Consider the following 18296-nt stretch of genomic DNA (forward strand, 5'->3'; position numbering starts at 1 on the left):
CCGGACCGACCTCCCCGGCGGCCACCGGCTCCTTCGGCCAGGTCCGCCGCCGACCGCTCGGCGACCCAGCCGTCGAAGTCGGCCGCCGAGCCGATCCGGTGGCCGCCGCCCGGACGGACGCCTTCAGATCGGCCGGTCCGACGTAGCGGTAACGCCCCCCTCCACGTTCATGCGCGCCAGGCCAGTGGTTCGTTCAGGACACCTGCGCCGGCCCCGGCCTGCCCGCCGAACCGGTGGCCGCGGCGCGCGGCTTCCGGAACAGCTGAGGTTGCGGGCGGCCAGGCCCGGGCGTGGCCCGGGCCTGGCCGTCGATCCGTGAGGTGGTGGGGGAGTCAGTCCGAGATCGCCACGCCCTCCGCCAGAAGGACCGGGACGTCGTCGCGGGTGCCCGTCCAGCTGTCCGACTCGTCGTCGTGGCCGAGATGCTCGACGCGCTGGGCGCCGGGTGTCGCGGTGAGGCGGTGGGCGGTCAGGGTGCCCGGGGTGGCCCTGGGGGAGTGCTGGTCGGCCGCGCGGACGAGCGCCTCGACGGCTGCCGGGTCGATGGTGGGGAAGGGCGGGAAGGGGACGGTCCAGAGATCGGCCGGGTAGACGGCGGGGACCGGGCCCTCGCCGTCGAGGAGGCCGGGGGCGTCCGGGAAGAGCACGCCCTCCCAGGCGAGATGGCCGCCGTGCCGCCGGCCCGCTCGTGGTGCGCGGATCGAGGGGCCGGCGTCCGGGAGACCGTCGAGCGGCTGCTCGCCGTAGACCAGGGTCAGTGACGCGACGTCCTCGCCCGTGTCGTCGCGGACGGAGACGTCCACGCACCAGTCGCCGTCACGCCGGACCCCCCGCGCCTCGCGGTGCAGGGTGAGTACGTCGTCGGTGAACCGCAGCCGCGGGAGGCGGACTCGCAGGGAGCGCAGCTCCCGCAGGTGGAGGAGGGGCCAGCCTTCGGGCACCACCCAGTCGCCCGCGGCCACCGCGTGTTCGAGGACGACGCTGACGGGGACCGCGAGGTCCCCGCCGACCCGGAACTCGGACAGGACCGGATGCCGACGCGCTTCGAGCGACAGCGAGGTGCGCAGCGTGCGGAAGATCTCGTACCGCTCGACGCTGCCCAGATAGTGGTCCAGCGCGTGCAGGCGCGGCAGGTCGGGGTGGCCGGTGAGGGTGCCGAAGCCGCGGAGCTGGCCGGGGGAGAGGACGGCGCCGATCCGGCCGAGGAAGACGGCCTCGCCGGTGTGGCCGGAGGCGAGTTCGGCGGCCCACAGCCGGGCGCCCTCGGCGGGGTCGAGGGTGGAGACGTAGCGTACGGCGGCCGCGTAGTTGGCGATGACGCCGAGCCGTTCCCAGGTCGGCCAGCACAGGGTCTGCACGGGCAGCCCGAGGTCGTCCCGGGCCCAGAAGCCGAGCCGGGCCAGCGCCTCGTTCCCCGCCGCGTAGTCGACCTGCCCCACCATGCCGCCCATGCGGCCGGCCAGCGAGCCGACGTTGCTCAACAGCCGCAGCCGGGCGCGGCGTTCGGGCCGTGCGAGGACGGCCGTGACCAGATTGGCGAAGCCGGCGACCTTCACGTCGACGGTGCGGACGACGTCGTCGGCCGACTTGCGGTCGAAGCGGGCCGGTTCGTCGATGCCGGCGTTGTGCACGATGTGGGTCGGCCCCCCGCCCAGCGCGGCGAAGACGCGCTCGACCTGGTCCGGGTCGGTGCAGTCGCAGCGCAGATAGTCGACGCGCAGCCCGTCGGCCGCCGCGCCCGCGAGGTTGCGGTGCACGGCGCGGTCGTCCTCGGCGCGCCGCACCTCGCGGCGTACGCCGGCCAGCGCGGCGGGTGTCCGGGCGGTGGCGAGCCGCCCGCGACGCCAGCGGGCGAACTCCTCGTCGCCCAGCAGGAGTTCTCCCTCCGGCCGTGGGCGCTCGCCCCGGCCGGTGACCACGACCCGGCAGCCGAAGGTCTCGGCGAAGGCGCGGGCCGCCGCGAAGCCGACGCCCCGGGCGCCGCCCGTGACGAGGACCGTGTCGCCCGGCCGCGGTGCCGTCGCCCCGCCGGGCGGCGGGGTCGGGGCGGGGCGACCGGCGAGCACATGGCGCCGCCCCGCGCGGTAGCAGACCTCGAAGTCCTCCGGTCGTACGTACTCCTGGGCGACCGCCTCGGCGATCACCTCGGGTTCGGCACGGTCGACGTCGACCACGACGAGCCCGGCGGCGGGCAGCTCACGGGGCAGGCATTTGGCCAGCCCCGCCCAGATGCCGCTCAGCGGCTGCGGCACCGGTCCGTCGCCGTGGCCGCCGAGCCCGCCGAGATGGGTGACGGCCACATAGACGTGATGGCCGTAGCGGTGTTCGGCGGCCCAGCGCGCGTAGGCGCCGCGTACGGCCTCGGTGGTGCCGGCGAGCGCCCGGCGCCAGGACGTGTCGCCCAGCTCGTAGGTCCGGCCGACCACGTTGAGATCGACGATGCCGTCCCAGCCGTCGGCGCCCGGGAGGCTCCCGGGCGTGTGGGTCACGACGCGGGCGCCGCGCCGCTCGAGGGCGGCGCCGACCGCGTCGGCCAGGTCCCGCACCCCGCCCACCAGCAGCAGCCTGCGCCCGGCCAGGGGCGTCGGTGCGGGGGCCGGACGCGGTGCTTCGACGGGCTCCCAGACGAACCGCCCCACCGGGCGGACGAAGGCCTCGGGGTCGAAGGCGGACAGATGCGGCCGCAGCGCCGGCCAGTCCCGGTCAGCGCTCCCGCGCAGCGCGGTCGAGGTCATCGGCGGCGCTCCTCTGCCGTCACCCGGATGCCGTTCTTGGGGAAGAGGGTGATGAACGCGCCGTTGCGGGGCGTCTCGTCGACCAGCGTGAGCCGGAAGCGGCCGTGCACCGTGGCCACCGCCTGACGCAGGAGTTCGAGCCCCATCCTCTTGCCGATGCACTGGCGGCGCCCGCCGCCGAAGGGCACGTAGGCGTTCCGGTCGCGTCCGGCGGAGGCCTCGGCCGTGAAGCGGTCCGGGTCGAAGGAGTCCGGGTCGGGCCACTGCCCGGGGTTGCGGTGGGCGGCGTACACCGAGATCAGCACCGGTGTACCCGCGGGGACGCGCCGGCCCGCGAGGACGTCGTCGCCGATCGTCTGCCGGGGGAACTGCCACACCGGCGGATGCAGCCGCAGGGCCTCGTCGACGGCCCGGCCCGTGTACGGCAGCGAGTCGAGATCGGCGGACGTGGGCGGGCGCACTCCGCACACCTGGTCCGTCTCCGCCTCCAGCCGGTCGCGGACCTCCGGATGGCGGGCGGTCTCGTACAGCGTCCACGCCAGGGCGAGGGCGGTGGTCTCCACTCCGGCGAGCATCAGGGTCACCAGGTCGGACCAGAACGCGTCCTCGGGCAGGTCGGAGTCCCGGATCAGGGCGGCGACCTCACCGCCCGAACCCTCGTCGGCGTCCCGGGCGGCCTGGGCGATGACCCGTTCCAGGGTGCGCCGGGCCCGCCGTACGCGGCGCCGGTAGGGGGTGGGGACGAAGGAGGGCGCCAGCTTCTCCAGGGAGCCGACCTCCTTGAAGATCGCCTCCAGCGCGACGCTCAGCGCGTCGGCGAACTCACCGCCGTCCCGGGAGAGATCACGGCCCACCAGGGCGTGACCGATGACCCGGCAGGTCAGCCTCATCGACTCCGCGTACAGGTCGAACGGGCGTCCCGTACGGGCGTGTTCGGTCCAGCGGGCGGTCAACTCCAGCAGGGCGGCGTCGGTTTCGTCGGAACGCGCGGCGATCGCGCCCGGTGTGAAGGCCGGGTTGACGACCCTGCGGTGCTCGCGCCAGTCGGCGTCGTCGAGCGTCAGCAGGCCCTGGCCCATGAACAGGCGGAAGGCCTCGTAGTAGGCGCCTCGGCAGTAGTTGTCCGCGTTGCCCTGGAGGATCTGCCGGACGGCCGCCGGATCGGTCACCTGCACGGTGGGGTTGTGCGGGACCATCGGCAGCTTCACCACCGTGCCGTGGGCGTGCTGGGCGCGTACGGCGAAGCCCGGCGGGTCGGCGGCGTACAGGATCGTGGAGCCGACCACCGGCCAGGCCAGCGGGAGTCCGGTCGGTCCGTCGGGCTCCGGCGGCGGTGCCTCGCCCGCCAGGGCTCCGGTCACGGGGCAGCGCGGGGCGGTGTCCGTGTCACTGCCCCTCGGTGTGCTCTGACGCGTCACGCTGTCGCCTCCTGGGCCTGTGCCGACGCCCGTCGGGCGAGGTCGGCGCCACGCGGACGCTCGCGGTAGGCGCCGGTGGTCTGGTTGATGTGGCCGAGCACCACACCGGTCATGTCCTTGATCTGGAGCACCACGTGACCGGCAGCATCGACCGCCACGGCCCGGTTCGCCGCGCCGCTCTCCAGGTCCAGGCGCGCGGGCAGCGAGTACAGCTCCACGCGGGTCCCGGCGGCGGCGAGCGAGGCGTCGGTGTGGCCGCCGTACAGGTCGATACGGCGGATCGTGCGCGGGACGGCGAGCGGGGTCCAGTCGCCGCCGTGCCCCGGGAGTTCGGTCCGGTCCAGGACGCACACACGGGCCAGACCGTCCAGCAGCACGGACGGCACGACCAGTCCGGAGAACCAGCGGTCGATGCCGGGCCGGTCGGGCGCGTAGTGGGCGCGCCGGCCGGACGGATGGGTGCGGGTGCCGGCCGTGGAGACGAAGACACCGCTGAGGAGCACGGCGGGGTTGGGCACGTGGTAGGGATCGGACAGGGGCTCGGCCCCGTTGTCGTCCCAGTGCTGCCATCGCGGCGCGGCCACGGGTTCGTCGCGCAGGCGGACACGTGCGCTGAAGTGCCTGCGGTCCTTCACCAGCACCCGCCCGTCCGGCGCCACGACGTCGCCGGTCACCTCGACGGCGACGACCGACTCCCGCGGCCCGTCGGACAGCAGCCGCGCGGTGATCTTCTTGGTCTCGTCGCGGTCGGCCTTGTAGACCCGCAGGAACGACTCCAGGCGTACGTCCTCCACGACCACCGGAACGCGGCCGGGCACCAGGTGCATGGCGGCCTCGGCGGCGAGTTCGGGGACGAACGTGCCGGGCAGGGTGGGGTGACCGTTGACGACGTGTTCGTTCAGATAGCCGTCGCGGTCGAGGCCGAAGCGGCGTACGACGGTGAGCCGGCCGGGGGCGCGGTCCACGATGTCGTCGACGTAGAACTCGGGCAGTGCGGGGGCGGGGGTGGCGGGGACCGGGGAACTCGCCCGCGACGCGGGCCGGTCGCGGCAGAAGTCCAGATAGCCCGGTGCGGCCGCCTCGATCGCGGCGCGTTCGGCGTCGCCGAAGAACACCGTCACCGGCGTGTGCCGTCCGTGGTCCGCCTGGTCCAGCTCGTGCAGGAAGTGGTCGACGCCCTCGGCCGTGGGCATCGCCGTGAACTGGGCGCTCTTGGCGAGGAAGGTCCGCATCAGCGGGGTGGCGCCCAGGCCGACATCGCGCCACAGCGTCCAGCCGAGCGTGAACTCCCTTGCCCCGTGCGCGGAATGGTGCAGGGCGGCGGTGTTGAAGTAGTCGTTCGCGGCGCCGTAGTCGGTCTCGCCGGTCTGGCCCGTGAAGCCGACGAAGGAACCGAAGTTGCACCACAGGCGCGGCTGCCGGTCGCCGAAGGCCGCCTTGAGGTGGGCGTAGGAGCGGACCTTCAGATCGCGGACGGTGTGGAAGTCCCTCAGCTGCTTCTGCTCGACAGAGGCGGCCCGGTTCGTTCCGGCGATGTTGAGCAGCAGGTCGACCCCGCTCTCCGCGTCCGTGATCCGCCGTACGGTGGCCCGAACGTCCTCCGCGTCACGCAGATCGCAGCGGTGGTACGTGACCCGGTCGGCGCCGCACAGCTCGCGCAGCGCGGCGATCGTGGCGCGGACCTCGCGGGCGGAACCCAGCCGGTCGTAGGCCATGTTGGCCTCACGCACGGTGAGCCGCTCCGGGCCCGTGGTGCGGGCGCGGATGAAGTCCTTGCGCTCCAGCCGCTCGTCGGCCTCGTCGCTGTCGACGTCGGTCGAACCGATCAGGTGCAGCCGGGGCCGGTCGCGGCGGGCCAGGGCGAGCAGCAGCTCGGCGCCGATGCCGCGGGCGCCGCCGGCCGCGACCACCACCCGGTCGCGGGAGCCTGTCCGCGGCTCGACGCGCTCGCCGGGTCCGGTGACGGCCTGCGGCTCGACGTGCTCACCGGGCTCGGTGACGGCCTGCCACAGCAGCCGGGTGCCGCCCACGTGGTAGACGACGGGCAGCATCTGCGGGAGCGCGTGCTCGCGGGCCGCGTCCGGCTCGGCCGTGACCAGGTCGCGTGTCTCGTGCACGACCGCCAGGACCGAGGTGTCCGGCCACTCCAGCGCCAGGCTCTTGGCGAAGCCCGTGAACAGGCCCGCGCACGCGTGCGGGACCCGCGCGTCGTCGACGCCGCCTAGCACGAGCACGGAGAACGACTCGGGGCGCTCCGCGCGCTCGACGCATGCCTTCGCCGTGCGGAACATCGCGTCGTGCAGGTCGAGCAGGGCCTCGGAGGGTGCCGCCCGCTCGGTGTGCAGATCGACCAGGACACGGATGTGCCGGGGCCGGGTCCGTGCGACGACGTCCTCGAGCGTCGCGTCGAGGGGAAGCGTCTCCACTCCGGCGACGTGGTGGCCGGTGTTCGTCAGGACGGCGGTGCCGGCCGGGAACAGGTCCGGTGCCGGGCGGGTGAGGCCGGGGTCGGGCGCCGGGGCCAGCCGCAGGACATGGCGGTCCAGGAGGTGCGGCTGGGCCGGGGCAGATTCTGCGGACTCGGCGGACCTGGTGGACTCCGCGGTTTCCGCAGTTTCTGCGATTTCCTCGGGCTCCGCGGCGACCGGGGGCGGGCCGGGACGGCGCAGGGTGAGCCGCTGTACGGGGCCGCCCCGGCGCACCGGACGTTCCAGGACCGCCGTGGCGGCCGCACCGTCCGCCCCGGTCAGGAAGGCGATCAGCTCGCGGGCGCCCTCGGCGCCCAGCAGGGTCGTGTTCCGCTGGGTGGCGTTCATGCGGCCGCGCTCCTTTCCATGACGGCCAGTACGGGCAGTCCGGCCTCTTCGGCGAGTGAGCGGCGCGTCACCACGAAGAGGAACGCGCCCTCGGCTGCGGGGCGGCCGCCCGCGTCGTTCCAGCCGGGCAGCGCCGCGCCGTTGACACCGGCGACCAGCGCCACGTCGATCTCCCGGAAGCCGAGATAGAGCCCGGCGACGTCGAAGGCCTCCAGCAGCGAGGCCTCGCCGGCGTCCACGGTGAGACTCAGACCGCGCAGGTCGAAGTAGTTGCACAGCCGGGCGGCGATCACATTGGGCATCTCGCCCGGGAACGAGTCCTCGGTGGGCGCGGCGATCAGACCGGTGGCCCGTTCCTCCAGACGCTGGAGGAACTTCGAGGTCACGGCGGGCTCCTCGGCTCCCGCCACCGCGTGGGCGATCTCGTCGAGATAGGCGCGGGTCTTGTACAGCAGCGCGTTGCGGGTGGCGCCGGTGTGTCCGACGACGACTCCGGCGGTCATCCGCCGGTTCAGGCAGAACTCCCTCACCCGTTCGTCGAGTTGCTGCACACAGCGGACCAGCATCAGCTGCGAGCGGTCCGTGGTGCGGGCCGTCGGGGGCGGCATCCGCAGCTCCTGGAACGGCGGCACGGGGTAGACGGTCCCGAACGACGCCTCGGGAGACGGCCCTTCGCCCGCGGCCCAGGCGGCGACCGCCGCCGCGTCCGGGTCGCCGGGCAGCCGGGACGACCAGCCGACCACGACCAGTTCGTCGTCGACGGGCGCGGGCAGCGCGATCGGGCTGCCGGACCGGGCGGCCGAGGGATGGTCCTCGGTGAGGATCAGATGGGCGTTGGTGCCGCCGAACCCGAAGCCCGAGACGGCCACCCGGCGGGTACGGCCCGCCCGGGCCGGCCAGGCGACCGGTTCCTGCGGCACCCTCAGCGCCCCCGACAGCGCGCTGAGCGCCTCGGGCAGCCGCTCGAAGCGGTACTGGGCGGGGATCGTGCCGTGCCGCAGCGCGAGCAGCGCGTGGATCACGGAGACCACCCCTGCCGCCCAACCGCTGTGTCCCACCAGGGACTTGTTCGAGGTGACGTACATCGGCCGGTCACCGGCGTAGCGGGCGTGCAGTCCGGTGAACTCGGCCTCGTCGCCGGCCGGCGTACCGGTGGCGTGGGCGATGATCCAGTCCACGTCCGACGCGTCAAGGCCGCCGCGTTCCAGGGCGCGTTCCACGGCGAGCTCCTGCCCGGCGGGTGCCGGAGCGTAGATCGCCTTGCCCCGTCCGTCCGCGGACAGTCCTATCGCCGACAGCAGCCCGAGGACCCGGTCGCCGTCCGCACGGGCCCGGGACAGCCGCTTGAGCACGACGAGACCGGCGCCGTCGGAGAACAGCGCACCGTCCGCCCCGGCGTCCAGCGCACGCACGGCGCCGCCCGCGGACAGTCCGTTGAGCTTGGCGAACAGCACCGAACCGCTCGGCGCGAGGGCGAACGAACCACCGCACACGGCGATGTCGCTCTGCCCGGACAGCAGGTCACGCACGCCGATGTCCATCGCGTAGAGCGAGGAGGAGCAGGCGGTGTCGACCATGTGCAGCCGGGTGCCGTCGGGCAGGATGCCGGCCATGGCGTCCTCCCCGACCCGGTAGGGGAGATACCCGGCCGTCGGGTCGTCGCCGCGGTGGAAGCGGCCGCGCAGCGCCTGCCCGATCGGCCCCTCGACCGCGTCGTCGCCGTCCTCGGCCAGGGTGTCCAGCGCGGACCGCAGCACGAAGGCCTCTTCGAGGTGCTGGCTGCCGTCGGGCGTGTAGCCGACACAGAAGGAGAAGCGGGCGTCAGGGGCGCGGTGAACGCCCTCCAGCGCCTGGTGGAGGCTGTGCCGCAGCCACAGGGTGGTGTGGTCGAGTCCGGCGGTGGCCCGGCCCTCGGCGCGCAGCCGTTCGTGCGGCTCGAAGGACGTGATGAAGCCGGAGCGGCGCTGGTAGGTCTTGTCCGGCGCGCCGCGGTCCTCGTCGTGGAAGCGTGCGATGTCCCAGCGGTCGGAGGGCGCCTCGACGAAGAGTTCGCGGCCCTCCAGCAGCAGTCGCCAGAACTCGTCCGGGGAGGAGGCGCCGGGGACGGCCAGGCCCATGCCGACGATGGCGATGGGGTCGTCCTCGTCGGCCGTCGCCCCGGCCCCGGTCCCGGCCGCCTCGTCGGCCGTCGGCCCGGTTCCGGTCCCGGCTGCCACGTCGGCCGCGGCCCGGGTCTCCGGCGCCTCGTCTGCCGTCACGACGACCGGCGTCGTCGCGCCGGTCTCCGCGGTCTCCGTCCCCTCGGCCGGTGTCCCGGGCGCGGTCGCCCGTGCGGCTGCCGTCCCCGGCCCGGTCTCCTCCGCCGTCCGCCCCTCGGCAGACGTCTCCTCCGCGGACGCCTGCCGTACAGGAGACGGGCTCGGCGACATCGCCGACCGCAGCAGCGTGAGACCGCCGTCCGCCAGCAGCGTCTGCCCGGTGACCCAGCCGGAGCGCTCCGAGGCCAGGAACACCACGACCTCGGCGAGGTCCTCGGGGCTGCCGAGGCGGGCCAGCGGCGTGGCCGCCACGGTGTTGGCGCTGACGTCCTCGAAGGCCGGGAACATCTGGCCCACGGGGTTGTCGATCAGCCCGCAGGACGCCGCGTTGACCCGGATGCCGTCCTCGGCGAGCTCGGCGGCGAGGTAGCGGGTCAGCGACTCCAGCGCCGCCTTGGAGATGCCGACCGGAAGGTAGTTGGCGGGGGCGGTGACCGACCCCAGGGAGGAGAGGTTGACGATGGCGCCGCCCCGGCGGGTGGCCCGCGCGAGCAGGGGGCGGGCGTAACGGGCGCACCAGAGCGGGCCCTTGACGTTCGTGGCGTACGTCCGGTCGAGCAGTTCCTCGGTGATCTCCTCGAACGGTACGAAGGAGCCGGCCGCGGCGTTGTTGACCAGGATGTCCAGGCGGCCGTGCTCCTCGCCGATCTCGGCGAACATCCGCTCGACCTGCTCCGGCTTGGCGACCGAGGCCCTGACGACCCTGACGTCCAGGCCCTGCCCGGTGAGGGTGCGGGCGAGGCCCTTGGCGGCGTCGTAGGAGTGGAAGCAGTTGAGGAGCACGGTGGCGCCCTGCCGGGCGAGGCGTTCCACGATCACCCTGCCGACGCTGCCGGCGCCGCCGGTCACCAGGGCGATGCGCCCGGTGAACTCGTCGTGCGGTACGGGCGGACGGGCGCTCTCGTGACGGGGTTCGGGCTCGCGGCCGCTCATCGGGTGACCTCGCCCTCGGCGAAGCCGCCGCCCGCGACACCGGCGGCCACGAAGTCGACGACCTTGCCGAACGTGTCGTAGTCGGCCACACGCAGTCCGCTCGGCGGGGCGCCGAGGCCGAAGCGGTCGCCGAGCCGGCTCAGCAGCTCGGTCTGCTTCACGGAGTCCACGCCGAGGTCGGCCTCCAGCAGGACGTCGTCGGTGAAGACCTCGTGCGGGTACTCCATCGCCTCGGCGTACAACGTCCTTACCTGACCCGCGAGTTGGTCGCGGTCGACGTCGACGGGCTCCGACGCCGTGCCGGGCGCGGCCTGGACGGGCTGGGCGACCGGCTCCCTCACCACAGCGGAGACCGGTCCCGGCTCCCGCACCACCGCGGGGGCCGGGACCGGCTCCCGCACCACCGCAGGGGCCGCGACCGACCGGACGGCCGCGGGCGCGCCCAGCGGATCGAGCAGCGCCTTCGCGGCCGCCGCGAGCCCGGCCTCGTCGTCGTGCCCCGCCAGCGGTGCCACCGTGTGCGCACCCGGCAGTGCCGCCTCGGCCAGGCTCGTCAGCACCCGTCCGGCGCCCATCTCGACGAAGGCCCGTGCGCCGGCCGCGTGCAGCGAGGTGAGGGACGTACGGAAGGCGATCGGGGAGACCAGGTGCAGCGCGAGCAGCTCGGCGAGGTCGTCGCCGTCCCGGTAGAAGCGGCCGAGGATCGGCGAGTAGACCGGCACGGTGAGCTCGTGGCGCTCGAACGAGGCGATACGGCTGGCGAGTTCGCGCCGGGCACCGGCCAGCAGAGGGTTGTGGAAGGGGTGCGGGGAGCGCAGGGGGACGGTGGTGATGCCGAGGTGCCGGGCGATCGCCTCGGCGGTGTGGATCGCGTCGGCGGGCCCCGACAGGACCGTCTGGTCGACGGCGTTGTCGACGGCCACCACCAGGTTCGCGTGGTCGATCAGGGCCACGAGCCGTTCGGCCCGCTCGAGACCGCAGCGCAGCGCGAGCATCGAGCCGCCCCGGCGGTCGTGGGCGCGAACGACGGAGATCCGCTCGCACAGCACGGCGGTGGCGTCGGCCAGGTCGTAGGCGCCCGCGCAGGCCAGCGCGGCCACTTCGCCCAGGCTGTGCCCCATGTGGAGCGAGGGGCGCACCCCGTTCCCGGTCAGCAGCCGGTGGGTGGCCACCGAGGTGGCGAAGATCGCCAGCTGAAGGGTGTCCGGGGACTGCTGGAGGAGGACGGCGGGGCTGGGCGGTGAGGGCTGGAACAGAACGGAGGACACCTCCTTGCCGAGGCGCTCCTTGGCGACCTCGTCCACCACCTCGAAGGTGTCCCGCACAGCGCTCACGCCGCGCTCCCACAGGCCCGCGAGGGCCCCGGCACGGTAGGCGCCCTGCCCGGGGAACAGCGCGACGGTCAGGTCCAGATTTCGGTTCATGGGGTTCACGGGAGGACTCCAGTAGGGGTCAGACGCCCGACACGGCGAAGTGCTCGTCCAGGCTGGTCGGATCGGTCAGGTCCACCAGGCGCACGGCGTCGGCCCGGCTGCCCTCGACGGCGAGGGCGAGAGTGTGTCCAGAAGCGGTGCGCAGCAGCTCGAACCACCAGCCGGGGCCGCTGTCGCGCAGGTGCTGCGGGTCGTGGACGGTGATGCGGGCCGCACCGCGCGGGGCGAAGGAGAACCCGTCGAAGTCGCGCCGCCCACCGATGCCCAGACCCTTGAGGTACGCCTCCTTGAGCGCCCACAACTCGGTTGTGCGCCGGGCACGTTCGGCGGTGGGCAGGGCGGCCAGTTCGGACCGCTCGGAGGGGGAGAAGAACCGGGAGACGTGGGCGGCCGACTCCTGCGACAGGGGGCCCTCCACGTCCACGCCGCAGGCCGCGCCGTCGGTCACCACGCAGACGACGAGGCCGTCGGTGTGCGAGAGATTGAACCGCACGCCGTACCAGCCGGGACTGGGCTCGGGCCGCCCGAACTCGTTCACCGGGAACTCCCAGCCGTCCACGGGATGACCGGTGCGCGCACTCAGCGCGCGCCGGCACAACAGCCGCCCGGCGAGGAACTGCCGACGCCGGCGCGGCATCAACATCCGTTCCATGCGGACCCGTTCCTGCTCTCCCAGCAGCCGGTCCTCGCCCATGCGCTCGACGAAGACGCCCGCCGTGTCCTCGGGCAGCAGCCACAGGTCCGTCATCGCGCGGCCTCCGCGTGCTCGGCCCGGAACGGGAACGACAAGTGGCCGCCGAGCCCGCCTGGATACGGGTCCGAGGTCCTCATCAAGCCGACTCCTTCGTGTCCTTCGTGTGCCGGGAACGTGTGCCGGGAACGCCTGGCGGCGCGGACGTGCGGGTACGCGGGGGTGTGCCCGTCGGGCCTGAACGGCCAGGGCGGTGACTCCGAGGGGTACGTCGGTGCCGGGCAGTGGGTGAGGTGTGCGGCGAGGCGGTCGTGCTGGCTGTGGCCAGCACATCACCGGGGCCACCCGGTCACATGAGTGGGCGGCACTCAAGCGGGCTCGGCCGGCCACGCCCTGACGGTGGGAGCTCCGAGGTGGCTTCGCCGGAGGCGCACGGGAGTAGTGCCGCGTCATGTGTTCGATTTGAGTGGCAACTACTGGCGCCGCCGCCCTGGCCGAAATGATGTGCTGCTCCCCGCTCGGCCGCCGGGCCGAGGCCGGGCGTGCGGCACCCGGGCGGGAACAGGTCGAAGAGTTCCAGGTCGGGCCGTGCGGCGGCTATGAGACCGGTGCGTGCGCAGCGGTCCGCCGCGCGGCCAGGAGTGGACCTGGCCGCGCGGCGGACCGCCACCCGATGGGCGGCACCGGCGCGAAGGGCGCGCCGGTCGTCAGTGCTTGAAGGAGTCCTTGGTCTTCTCCTTCGCCCCGCGCATCTTGCCGCGCGTCTCGAGGGCGGCACCCTTGGCCGCGAGGGTTTCCTTGTGCATCGCGTGGGCCACGGTTCGCACGGTCTTTCCGGCGACCTGTTCGGCCTTGGCCTTGGCCTTCTCTCCAGCGCTCATTGCAGCACCTCCCCACTCACCCCGCCCGAGTGCCCGCGAAGCGGGGAGGTCACACGTACCGGCCCTTCCGCCGTGGCTCGGCGCGCCACGGTCCGGCCGGCCTGCCTCCTCGTCGGCCTGTCGCCGGCCCGGCCTGCCGCCCCTTCGGCCAGTCGCCGGCCCCGGCCTGCCGCTCCGCCGACAGGTCGCCGGGACCTAACCGGCGGTGACCGCCCGTTCGGCGAGCGGGACCGGGAGGACGAACGGGGGCAGCGCGAGGCCGGCCTTCTCCTGGTGGACCGCGAGCCGTTCCAGTACGGCGTCGATCTGACGGGTGTGCCGCGGAGTCAGTCCACCGGTGTCGTCGAGGTGCACGGCGCACGCGGTGACGGTGTCGACCAGCCGCTCCAGCAGGGCGACGGCCTCCTCCGCGCCGTCGGCGTGCCGGGCGAGGGCGGGCAGTTCGGCGGCGGTCAGCGCGATCGTGGCTCTGGCCTCGGCGAGCGTGCGGTACGCCTCGCGGCGCAGCCCCCAGCGCCGAGGGCGGTCGTCGGCGCCGCTCAGCACGTGCGCGAGGTAGTTCTGTGCGGCCTCGGCCGCCGTCGCGAGGCGGGCCCGGACGTTTCCGCCGCGATCCCCGGGCAGCGGCACCGGCAGGTGCCCCACGACCAGGACGATCACGCAGGCCAGCAGGGTCTCGCCGATCCGGCCCGTGGAGGCCTGCGGTTCGCCGCCCGCCATGACCAGCGCCAGCACCAGCACGGTCACGACCGTGGTCAGCGCGGCGAAGTGCCGTGTGGCGACGGGGAGCAGCGCCCCGCACACCGTCACCACCGCGACGAGCCCCGCCGGTCCGGGCGGGACGGCGGCGAGAGCGGCGAAGACGAGAGCGCCCAGCACGGTCCCCGCGGCACGGCACAGCACCCGCGAGACCAGCGGCCCGAGATCGGGCTTGACCAGGAACACCGCGGTCACGGGCAGCCAGTACCAGTGGGTGTGCGCCCCGTACCACTGCGCGTGGTGCAGCCACTGCGCGGCGGCCGCGGCCGCCCCGAAGGACAGACCCACGCGGAAGCCGTACTCGCGCCCGCCGACACCGAGGGCCGTGCGGACGGCACCGGCGGGCCCGGCGCCGCGTGTGTGCGGAACGCCCCCGTCGCCGCGGTCGAAGGCCTGGGCGGCGGCCAGCAGCGCGTCGTCGAGAGCGCGCAGCGCGGGCGCGGAACGGTGGGGCGCGGGCAGCGGACCGGTGTGCGTGGCCCCGCGCACGGCGGCGGCGAGCCTCCGCAGCGCCTCGGGGGCCCGGGCGTCGACGGCTTCGGCGGACCAGGCCAGCGCGGTCGCGGCCTCGGCGAGCGGCAGGGCCGCGGCGTACTGCGCGTGCAGTCCGCGTTCCGCGGCGGACGCGGCGTACCGTCGCAGCCGGGGCCCCGCGAGGGCGTCCTGGGCCTGGTCGAGCGCGGCGGTCAGCGCGGTGCGCCGGGCCACGGCGTCCCCGCCGCCGACGGCGTCGAGGAGGTCGGCGATCGTGTCGTACACCCGGGCCACGGCCGCCCGCTCGCCGTCGAACCGGAAGTCACCGGCGAGCGCGCCGGGCGTGGGCAGCGCCAGGCGCAGCAGGAGCAGCCAGCCGGCCCCGGCGAGATAGGCGAGTCCGCGCTGCCAGCCGGATTCGGGCAGCGGCATCCCGGCGCCCACGGCCGCCGCGACGAGCAACTGCGTCGCCGCCGAGGACGCCACGGGCCCTACGGCACTGACACATCCCGCGAGTGTCCCGAGCGCCAGCAGGACGAGGCTGAGCGCGACGGCTCCCATCGACTGACCGGCGTACGTTCCCACGGCGAGCCCGGCCGCGCCGACGACCGCCGGGACCCCGAGCCGTGTCACCGCGGAACGCCGGCTCCCGGGCCGGTCGTTGATCCCGGCCAGCATGGCCGCGATCGCGGCGACGACCCCGAGCGAGACCTGCCCGACGGCCAGGGCGGCGGCCAGCAGCGGTCCCGCCGCCAGCGCCCCACGCACCACCGCACTCCACGGAACCGGCCCCCGCTGGGCGCGCAACGCGTGCCCGAGCCAGGGCGGAGGGACGACAACTGCACGATGTGACACGGGGCTCCTGTCCGTAGGAGGGCGGGACACCTTCGGACAGCAGCGGCCGTGCGGTGGACTTCCAAGGACTTCGACGCTCTCCACCATAGATAGCATTGTTGGAGGGCAGGGAACAGGAGTATTTCGGGGGTGTGACGAACGCGGCTGCGCCGGTGCTCACAGGTCCGGCGCCTCCCGCCGCCAGGTCTCGCGGACAGCGGCCGAGGTGGCGTCAGAGTTCCCGGCTCACGAGGAAGGCGAGCAGAGACCGCAGCTCGTCGACTGCCGTCGTGCGCAGCGGCACCCCGGCGAGCGCCGACTCCACGGCGGCGAGATGCCGACGCGCCTCGTCCAGCGCCGCCGAGCGCCCCCCTGCTCTCTCGATCAGCTCAGCGGCGGCCTGGGGATCGGTGTCCAGGAGCCTCGCGAGCTGCCCGGCGGCGGGAGTGCCGAGAGCCACCAGCACCGGCAGCGTCTTCTTCCGTTCCCGCAGGTCGCCGTGCACGGGCTTGCCCGTGACGGCGGGATCGCCCCAGATGCCCAGGACGTCGTCGACGATCTGGAAGGCGACGCCGAGGTGTCGGCCCGCCCGGTCCAGAGCGGCGGCCGTGCCGGGGTCGGTGCCGCCCAGGACCGCTCCGAGGGCGGCGGAACATCCCAGCAGCGCCCCCGTCTTGTGCTCGGCCATGGCCCGGTACTCGTCGGGCGTCACCCTCTCCGGGCCCGTCCAGGGGCGTGCGGCGAACAGCAGGTCGTCGGCCTGGCCGCGCACCAGATCGCTCAGCGCGGCGGACAGCGTCCGCACCGCGTGGGCGCCGCCCGGTTGTTCGGCGAGCGTCTCCACGGCCAGGGCGAAGAGGGCGTCACCCGCGAGGACGGCGGGTCCGGTGCCGTAGGCCTTCCACACGGCCGGGCGGCCTCGCCGGGCCTCGTCGCCGTCCATGATGTCGTCGTGGAGCAGGGAGAAGACGTGCACCAGCTCCACCGCGACGGCGGCGGCCACACCGGCCCGCGCGGGCGCACCGGCGGCCTCGGCCCCCAGCACGGCCAGTGCCTGCCGTACGCCCTTGCCGCCCTTGCCGCCTTGACCGACGGCCGGGGTGCCGCCCACCTCGCACCAGCCCAGCGAGTAGGCGGCCATCTCGCCTACCCAGGGGTGCAGCCGTGCCACGGCCGCGGCCAGTGCGGGCCGCACCAGCGACCGGCAGCGGTCCAGCGCGGCGGGGGCGTCGGCCGGGGCCGTGGAGGACAGCGCGGTCACCGTGCGACCTCCGCGCGGGAGTTGGTGCCGTCCGCCGGAGTGCCGGCACCCGCGTACGTCGCCGCAACCGTACCGCTCGCCCCCGCCAGACCGAGCTCCTCGTGCGCCCTGGCGACCATCTCCCGGGCGTGCTTGAGACCGATGCGGTCCAGTGTGGTGGCCAGGTCGGCGAGTTCGGCGGCGGTCTCGGCCCGGTCGCGGCCGAGACGGGCCAGCGACTTGGCCAGGCCCAGCCGGGACAGGGCCTCCCCGCGCGGCTCGCGCATGGCGCGGAACTCCGCCAGCGACCGCTCGTACAGCGCGCGGGCCTCGGCGTACCGCCCGGCGCGGTACAGGACGTTGCCGCGCATCTTGTGGTTGTAGGCCAGCGCGCTGGACAGCTTCATCGTCCGGCACGTCGTCTCCGCCTCGGACAGCCAGGTCAGCGCGCGTTCGGTGTCGCCGTCGCGCACGGACACCACGTCGGCGAGCCCGCGCAGGGCCCAGGCGTGACCGCGATGGTCGTTGGCCTCCTCGGCTATCCCGGCGGCCTCCTCGAACAGGTCGTACGCGGTGTCGTAGCCGCCGGTGTTGCGGTGCATCTGCGCGATGCCCTCCAGGGCCCACACCGTGTGCCGTGCCTCGCCGCGCCGCCGGGCCTCGGCCAGCAGTTGCTCGTGGAGCCGGCCGACAGCCTCGTAGTCGCCCTGGATACGGCCGGTCTCGGCCAGGCCCGCCAGCGAGTAGCCGCGGACGACGATGTCACCGCCCTGCTCGCCGAGTTCGGCCGCGAGTTCGAGCAGTCGCCTGGCCAGGGCGAACGCCCCGCGCTGCCGGGCGAGGGTGCCGCCGCTCCACAGGGCCCAGGCCATCGCCGCCGTGTCCCCGGCCTCACGCGCCGCGCGGTAACTCGCCTTCCAGGCCTGGTCGGCCTCCTCCACGCGGCCCAGCCGACGGTGCGCCTCGGCGACCGCGAGCCCGGAACGCGCCGCCTCGCCGGGCTGTCCGGCCTGCTCGGCCGCCTTCAACTGCTCGGTGCCGGCGGCCAGTACGTCGGTGAGAGACGAGTTGACGGAGAGGGTGGTGAGTGCGCCCTGGTACTCCGGCGCGAATGCCTTGCCGTACATCGATGCCTTTCGGTCGATCTCCACACCGAGTGGGGCACCAGGTGTATACATGGCGTGTATACACGGTGCGTATACAGGATGTGTATAGAGCGTGGGGAAAGAAGCCCGGGCCCGGAGCCAAGGCTTCAGCTGTCGTCGGGCAAGACGTCGGCGGGATGGCCGGGGTTGCCCGTGAGGCGCAGATCACGTGAGGGTGCGTCAGCGGTGGCGGGCGCGCTGGGGCCGCCCTGATGCGCCGTGCGACCGCGTTCGGGAGCGCCGGCGGAACATCACTCCGACGTTCTCGACCCCGCCGGAAACCGATCCCCGTCCGCGCTGGCGGAGTCGCCCGAGTGAACGTCGGCGCTGTCCTCGAGCGTGCTGAAGAACGTGCCCGCGTTGCCCGCCACCGTCCTTACGGCACGGGACCGGACGAACTCGGTCACCACGTAGTGCTTCGCATGCCAGTACCACGCCTGGGTGATTCTTCTCGGCCTGCGTTTGCCGCTGGTCCGGTTGAACATGTGCCGCTCCCGTGCCGTATTGTCCTTGGCCCGCGTCATGCCCCGGGAGAGGAGGCCGTACATGGACAAAAGCGCAGCATTCATGGGTAGTTGCCCGCCTCTCGTCGGGGAGCGGGAACGTCATGGACCCGTGC

General features: G+C 74.2%; 11 protein-coding genes. All 11 read right to left on the reverse strand.

Annotation, left to right across the window (positions count from 1 at the left end; all coding sequences use genetic code 11):
- Window positions 1-332 precede the first annotated feature (332 nt).
- The 11 genes from ACFYR0_RS29940 to ACFYR0_RS29990 all read right to left on the reverse strand — a co-directional run bounded on the left by ACFYR0_RS29940 (window position 333) and on the right by ACFYR0_RS29990 (window position 18225).
- Complete coding sequence (locus ACFYR0_RS29940) at window positions 333-2735, reverse strand: SDR family NAD(P)-dependent oxidoreductase (protein WP_389334865.1); 2403 nt, start codon at window positions 2733-2735, stop codon at window positions 333-335.
- The gene (locus tag ACFYR0_RS29945; protein ID WP_389334868.1) at window positions 2732-4153 is read right to left on the reverse strand and encodes a cytochrome P450; all 1422 of its coding nucleotides are present in this window, start codon (window positions 4151-4153) and stop codon (window positions 2732-2734) included. The genes ACFYR0_RS29940 and ACFYR0_RS29945 overlap by 4 nt, the downstream gene beginning before the upstream one ends.
- Complete coding sequence (locus tag ACFYR0_RS29950) at window positions 4150-6969, reverse strand: SDR family NAD(P)-dependent oxidoreductase (protein ID WP_389334871.1); 2820 nt, start codon at window positions 6967-6969, stop codon at window positions 4150-4152. The genes ACFYR0_RS29945 and ACFYR0_RS29950 overlap by 4 nt, the downstream gene beginning before the upstream one ends.
- On the reverse strand, window positions 6966-10220 hold the full coding sequence (locus ACFYR0_RS29955; RefSeq protein ID WP_389334874.1) for an SDR family oxidoreductase: 3255 nt from the start codon (window positions 10218-10220) through the stop codon (window positions 6966-6968). The genes ACFYR0_RS29950 and ACFYR0_RS29955 overlap by 4 nt, the downstream gene beginning before the upstream one ends.
- The gene (locus ACFYR0_RS29960; protein ID WP_389334877.1) at window positions 10217-11644 is read right to left on the reverse strand and encodes an acyltransferase domain-containing protein; all 1428 of its coding nucleotides are present in this window, start codon (window positions 11642-11644) and stop codon (window positions 10217-10219) included. The genes ACFYR0_RS29955 and ACFYR0_RS29960 overlap by 4 nt, the downstream gene beginning before the upstream one ends.
- Window positions 11645-11672: 28 nt before the next feature.
- A complete protein-coding gene (locus ACFYR0_RS29965; RefSeq protein WP_389334879.1) occupies window positions 11673-12401 on the reverse strand; it encodes a 4'-phosphopantetheinyl transferase family protein in 729 nt (242 codons plus the stop codon).
- Window positions 12402-13051: 650 nt separating this feature from the next.
- The gene (locus tag ACFYR0_RS29970; protein WP_389334882.1) at window positions 13052-13225 is read right to left on the reverse strand and encodes a hypothetical protein; all 174 of its coding nucleotides are present in this window, start codon (window positions 13223-13225) and stop codon (window positions 13052-13054) included.
- Window positions 13226-13420: 195 nt separating this feature from the next.
- Window positions 13421-15313 carry an FUSC family protein gene (locus ACFYR0_RS29975; protein ID WP_389334885.1) on the reverse strand — a complete coding sequence of 631 codons (1893 nt, stop codon included), beginning with the start codon at window positions 15311-15313 and terminating at the stop codon, window positions 13421-13423.
- A gap of 211 nt (window positions 15314-15524) precedes the next feature.
- Window positions 15525-16553, reverse strand: a complete 1029-nt coding sequence (locus ACFYR0_RS29980) for a polyprenyl synthetase family protein (protein ID WP_389334889.1) — start codon at window positions 16551-16553, stop codon at window positions 15525-15527.
- The gene (locus tag ACFYR0_RS29985; protein WP_389335049.1) at window positions 16550-17659 is read right to left on the reverse strand and encodes a tetratricopeptide repeat protein; all 1110 of its coding nucleotides are present in this window, start codon (window positions 17657-17659) and stop codon (window positions 16550-16552) included. Before ACFYR0_RS29985 ends, ACFYR0_RS29980 begins: the two co-directional genes overlap by 4 nt.
- Before the next feature lie 269 nt (window positions 17660-17928).
- On the reverse strand, window positions 17929-18225 hold the full coding sequence (locus tag ACFYR0_RS29990; RefSeq protein WP_389334892.1) for a hypothetical protein: 297 nt from the start codon (window positions 18223-18225) through the stop codon (window positions 17929-17931).
- Window positions 18226-18296 lie beyond the last annotated feature (71 nt).

The sequence above is a fragment of the Streptomyces sp. NPDC005017 genome, from assembly GCF_042873115.1.
In the GTDB taxonomy this organism is placed as follows: domain Bacteria; phylum Actinomycetota; class Actinomycetes; order Streptomycetales; family Streptomycetaceae; genus Streptomyces.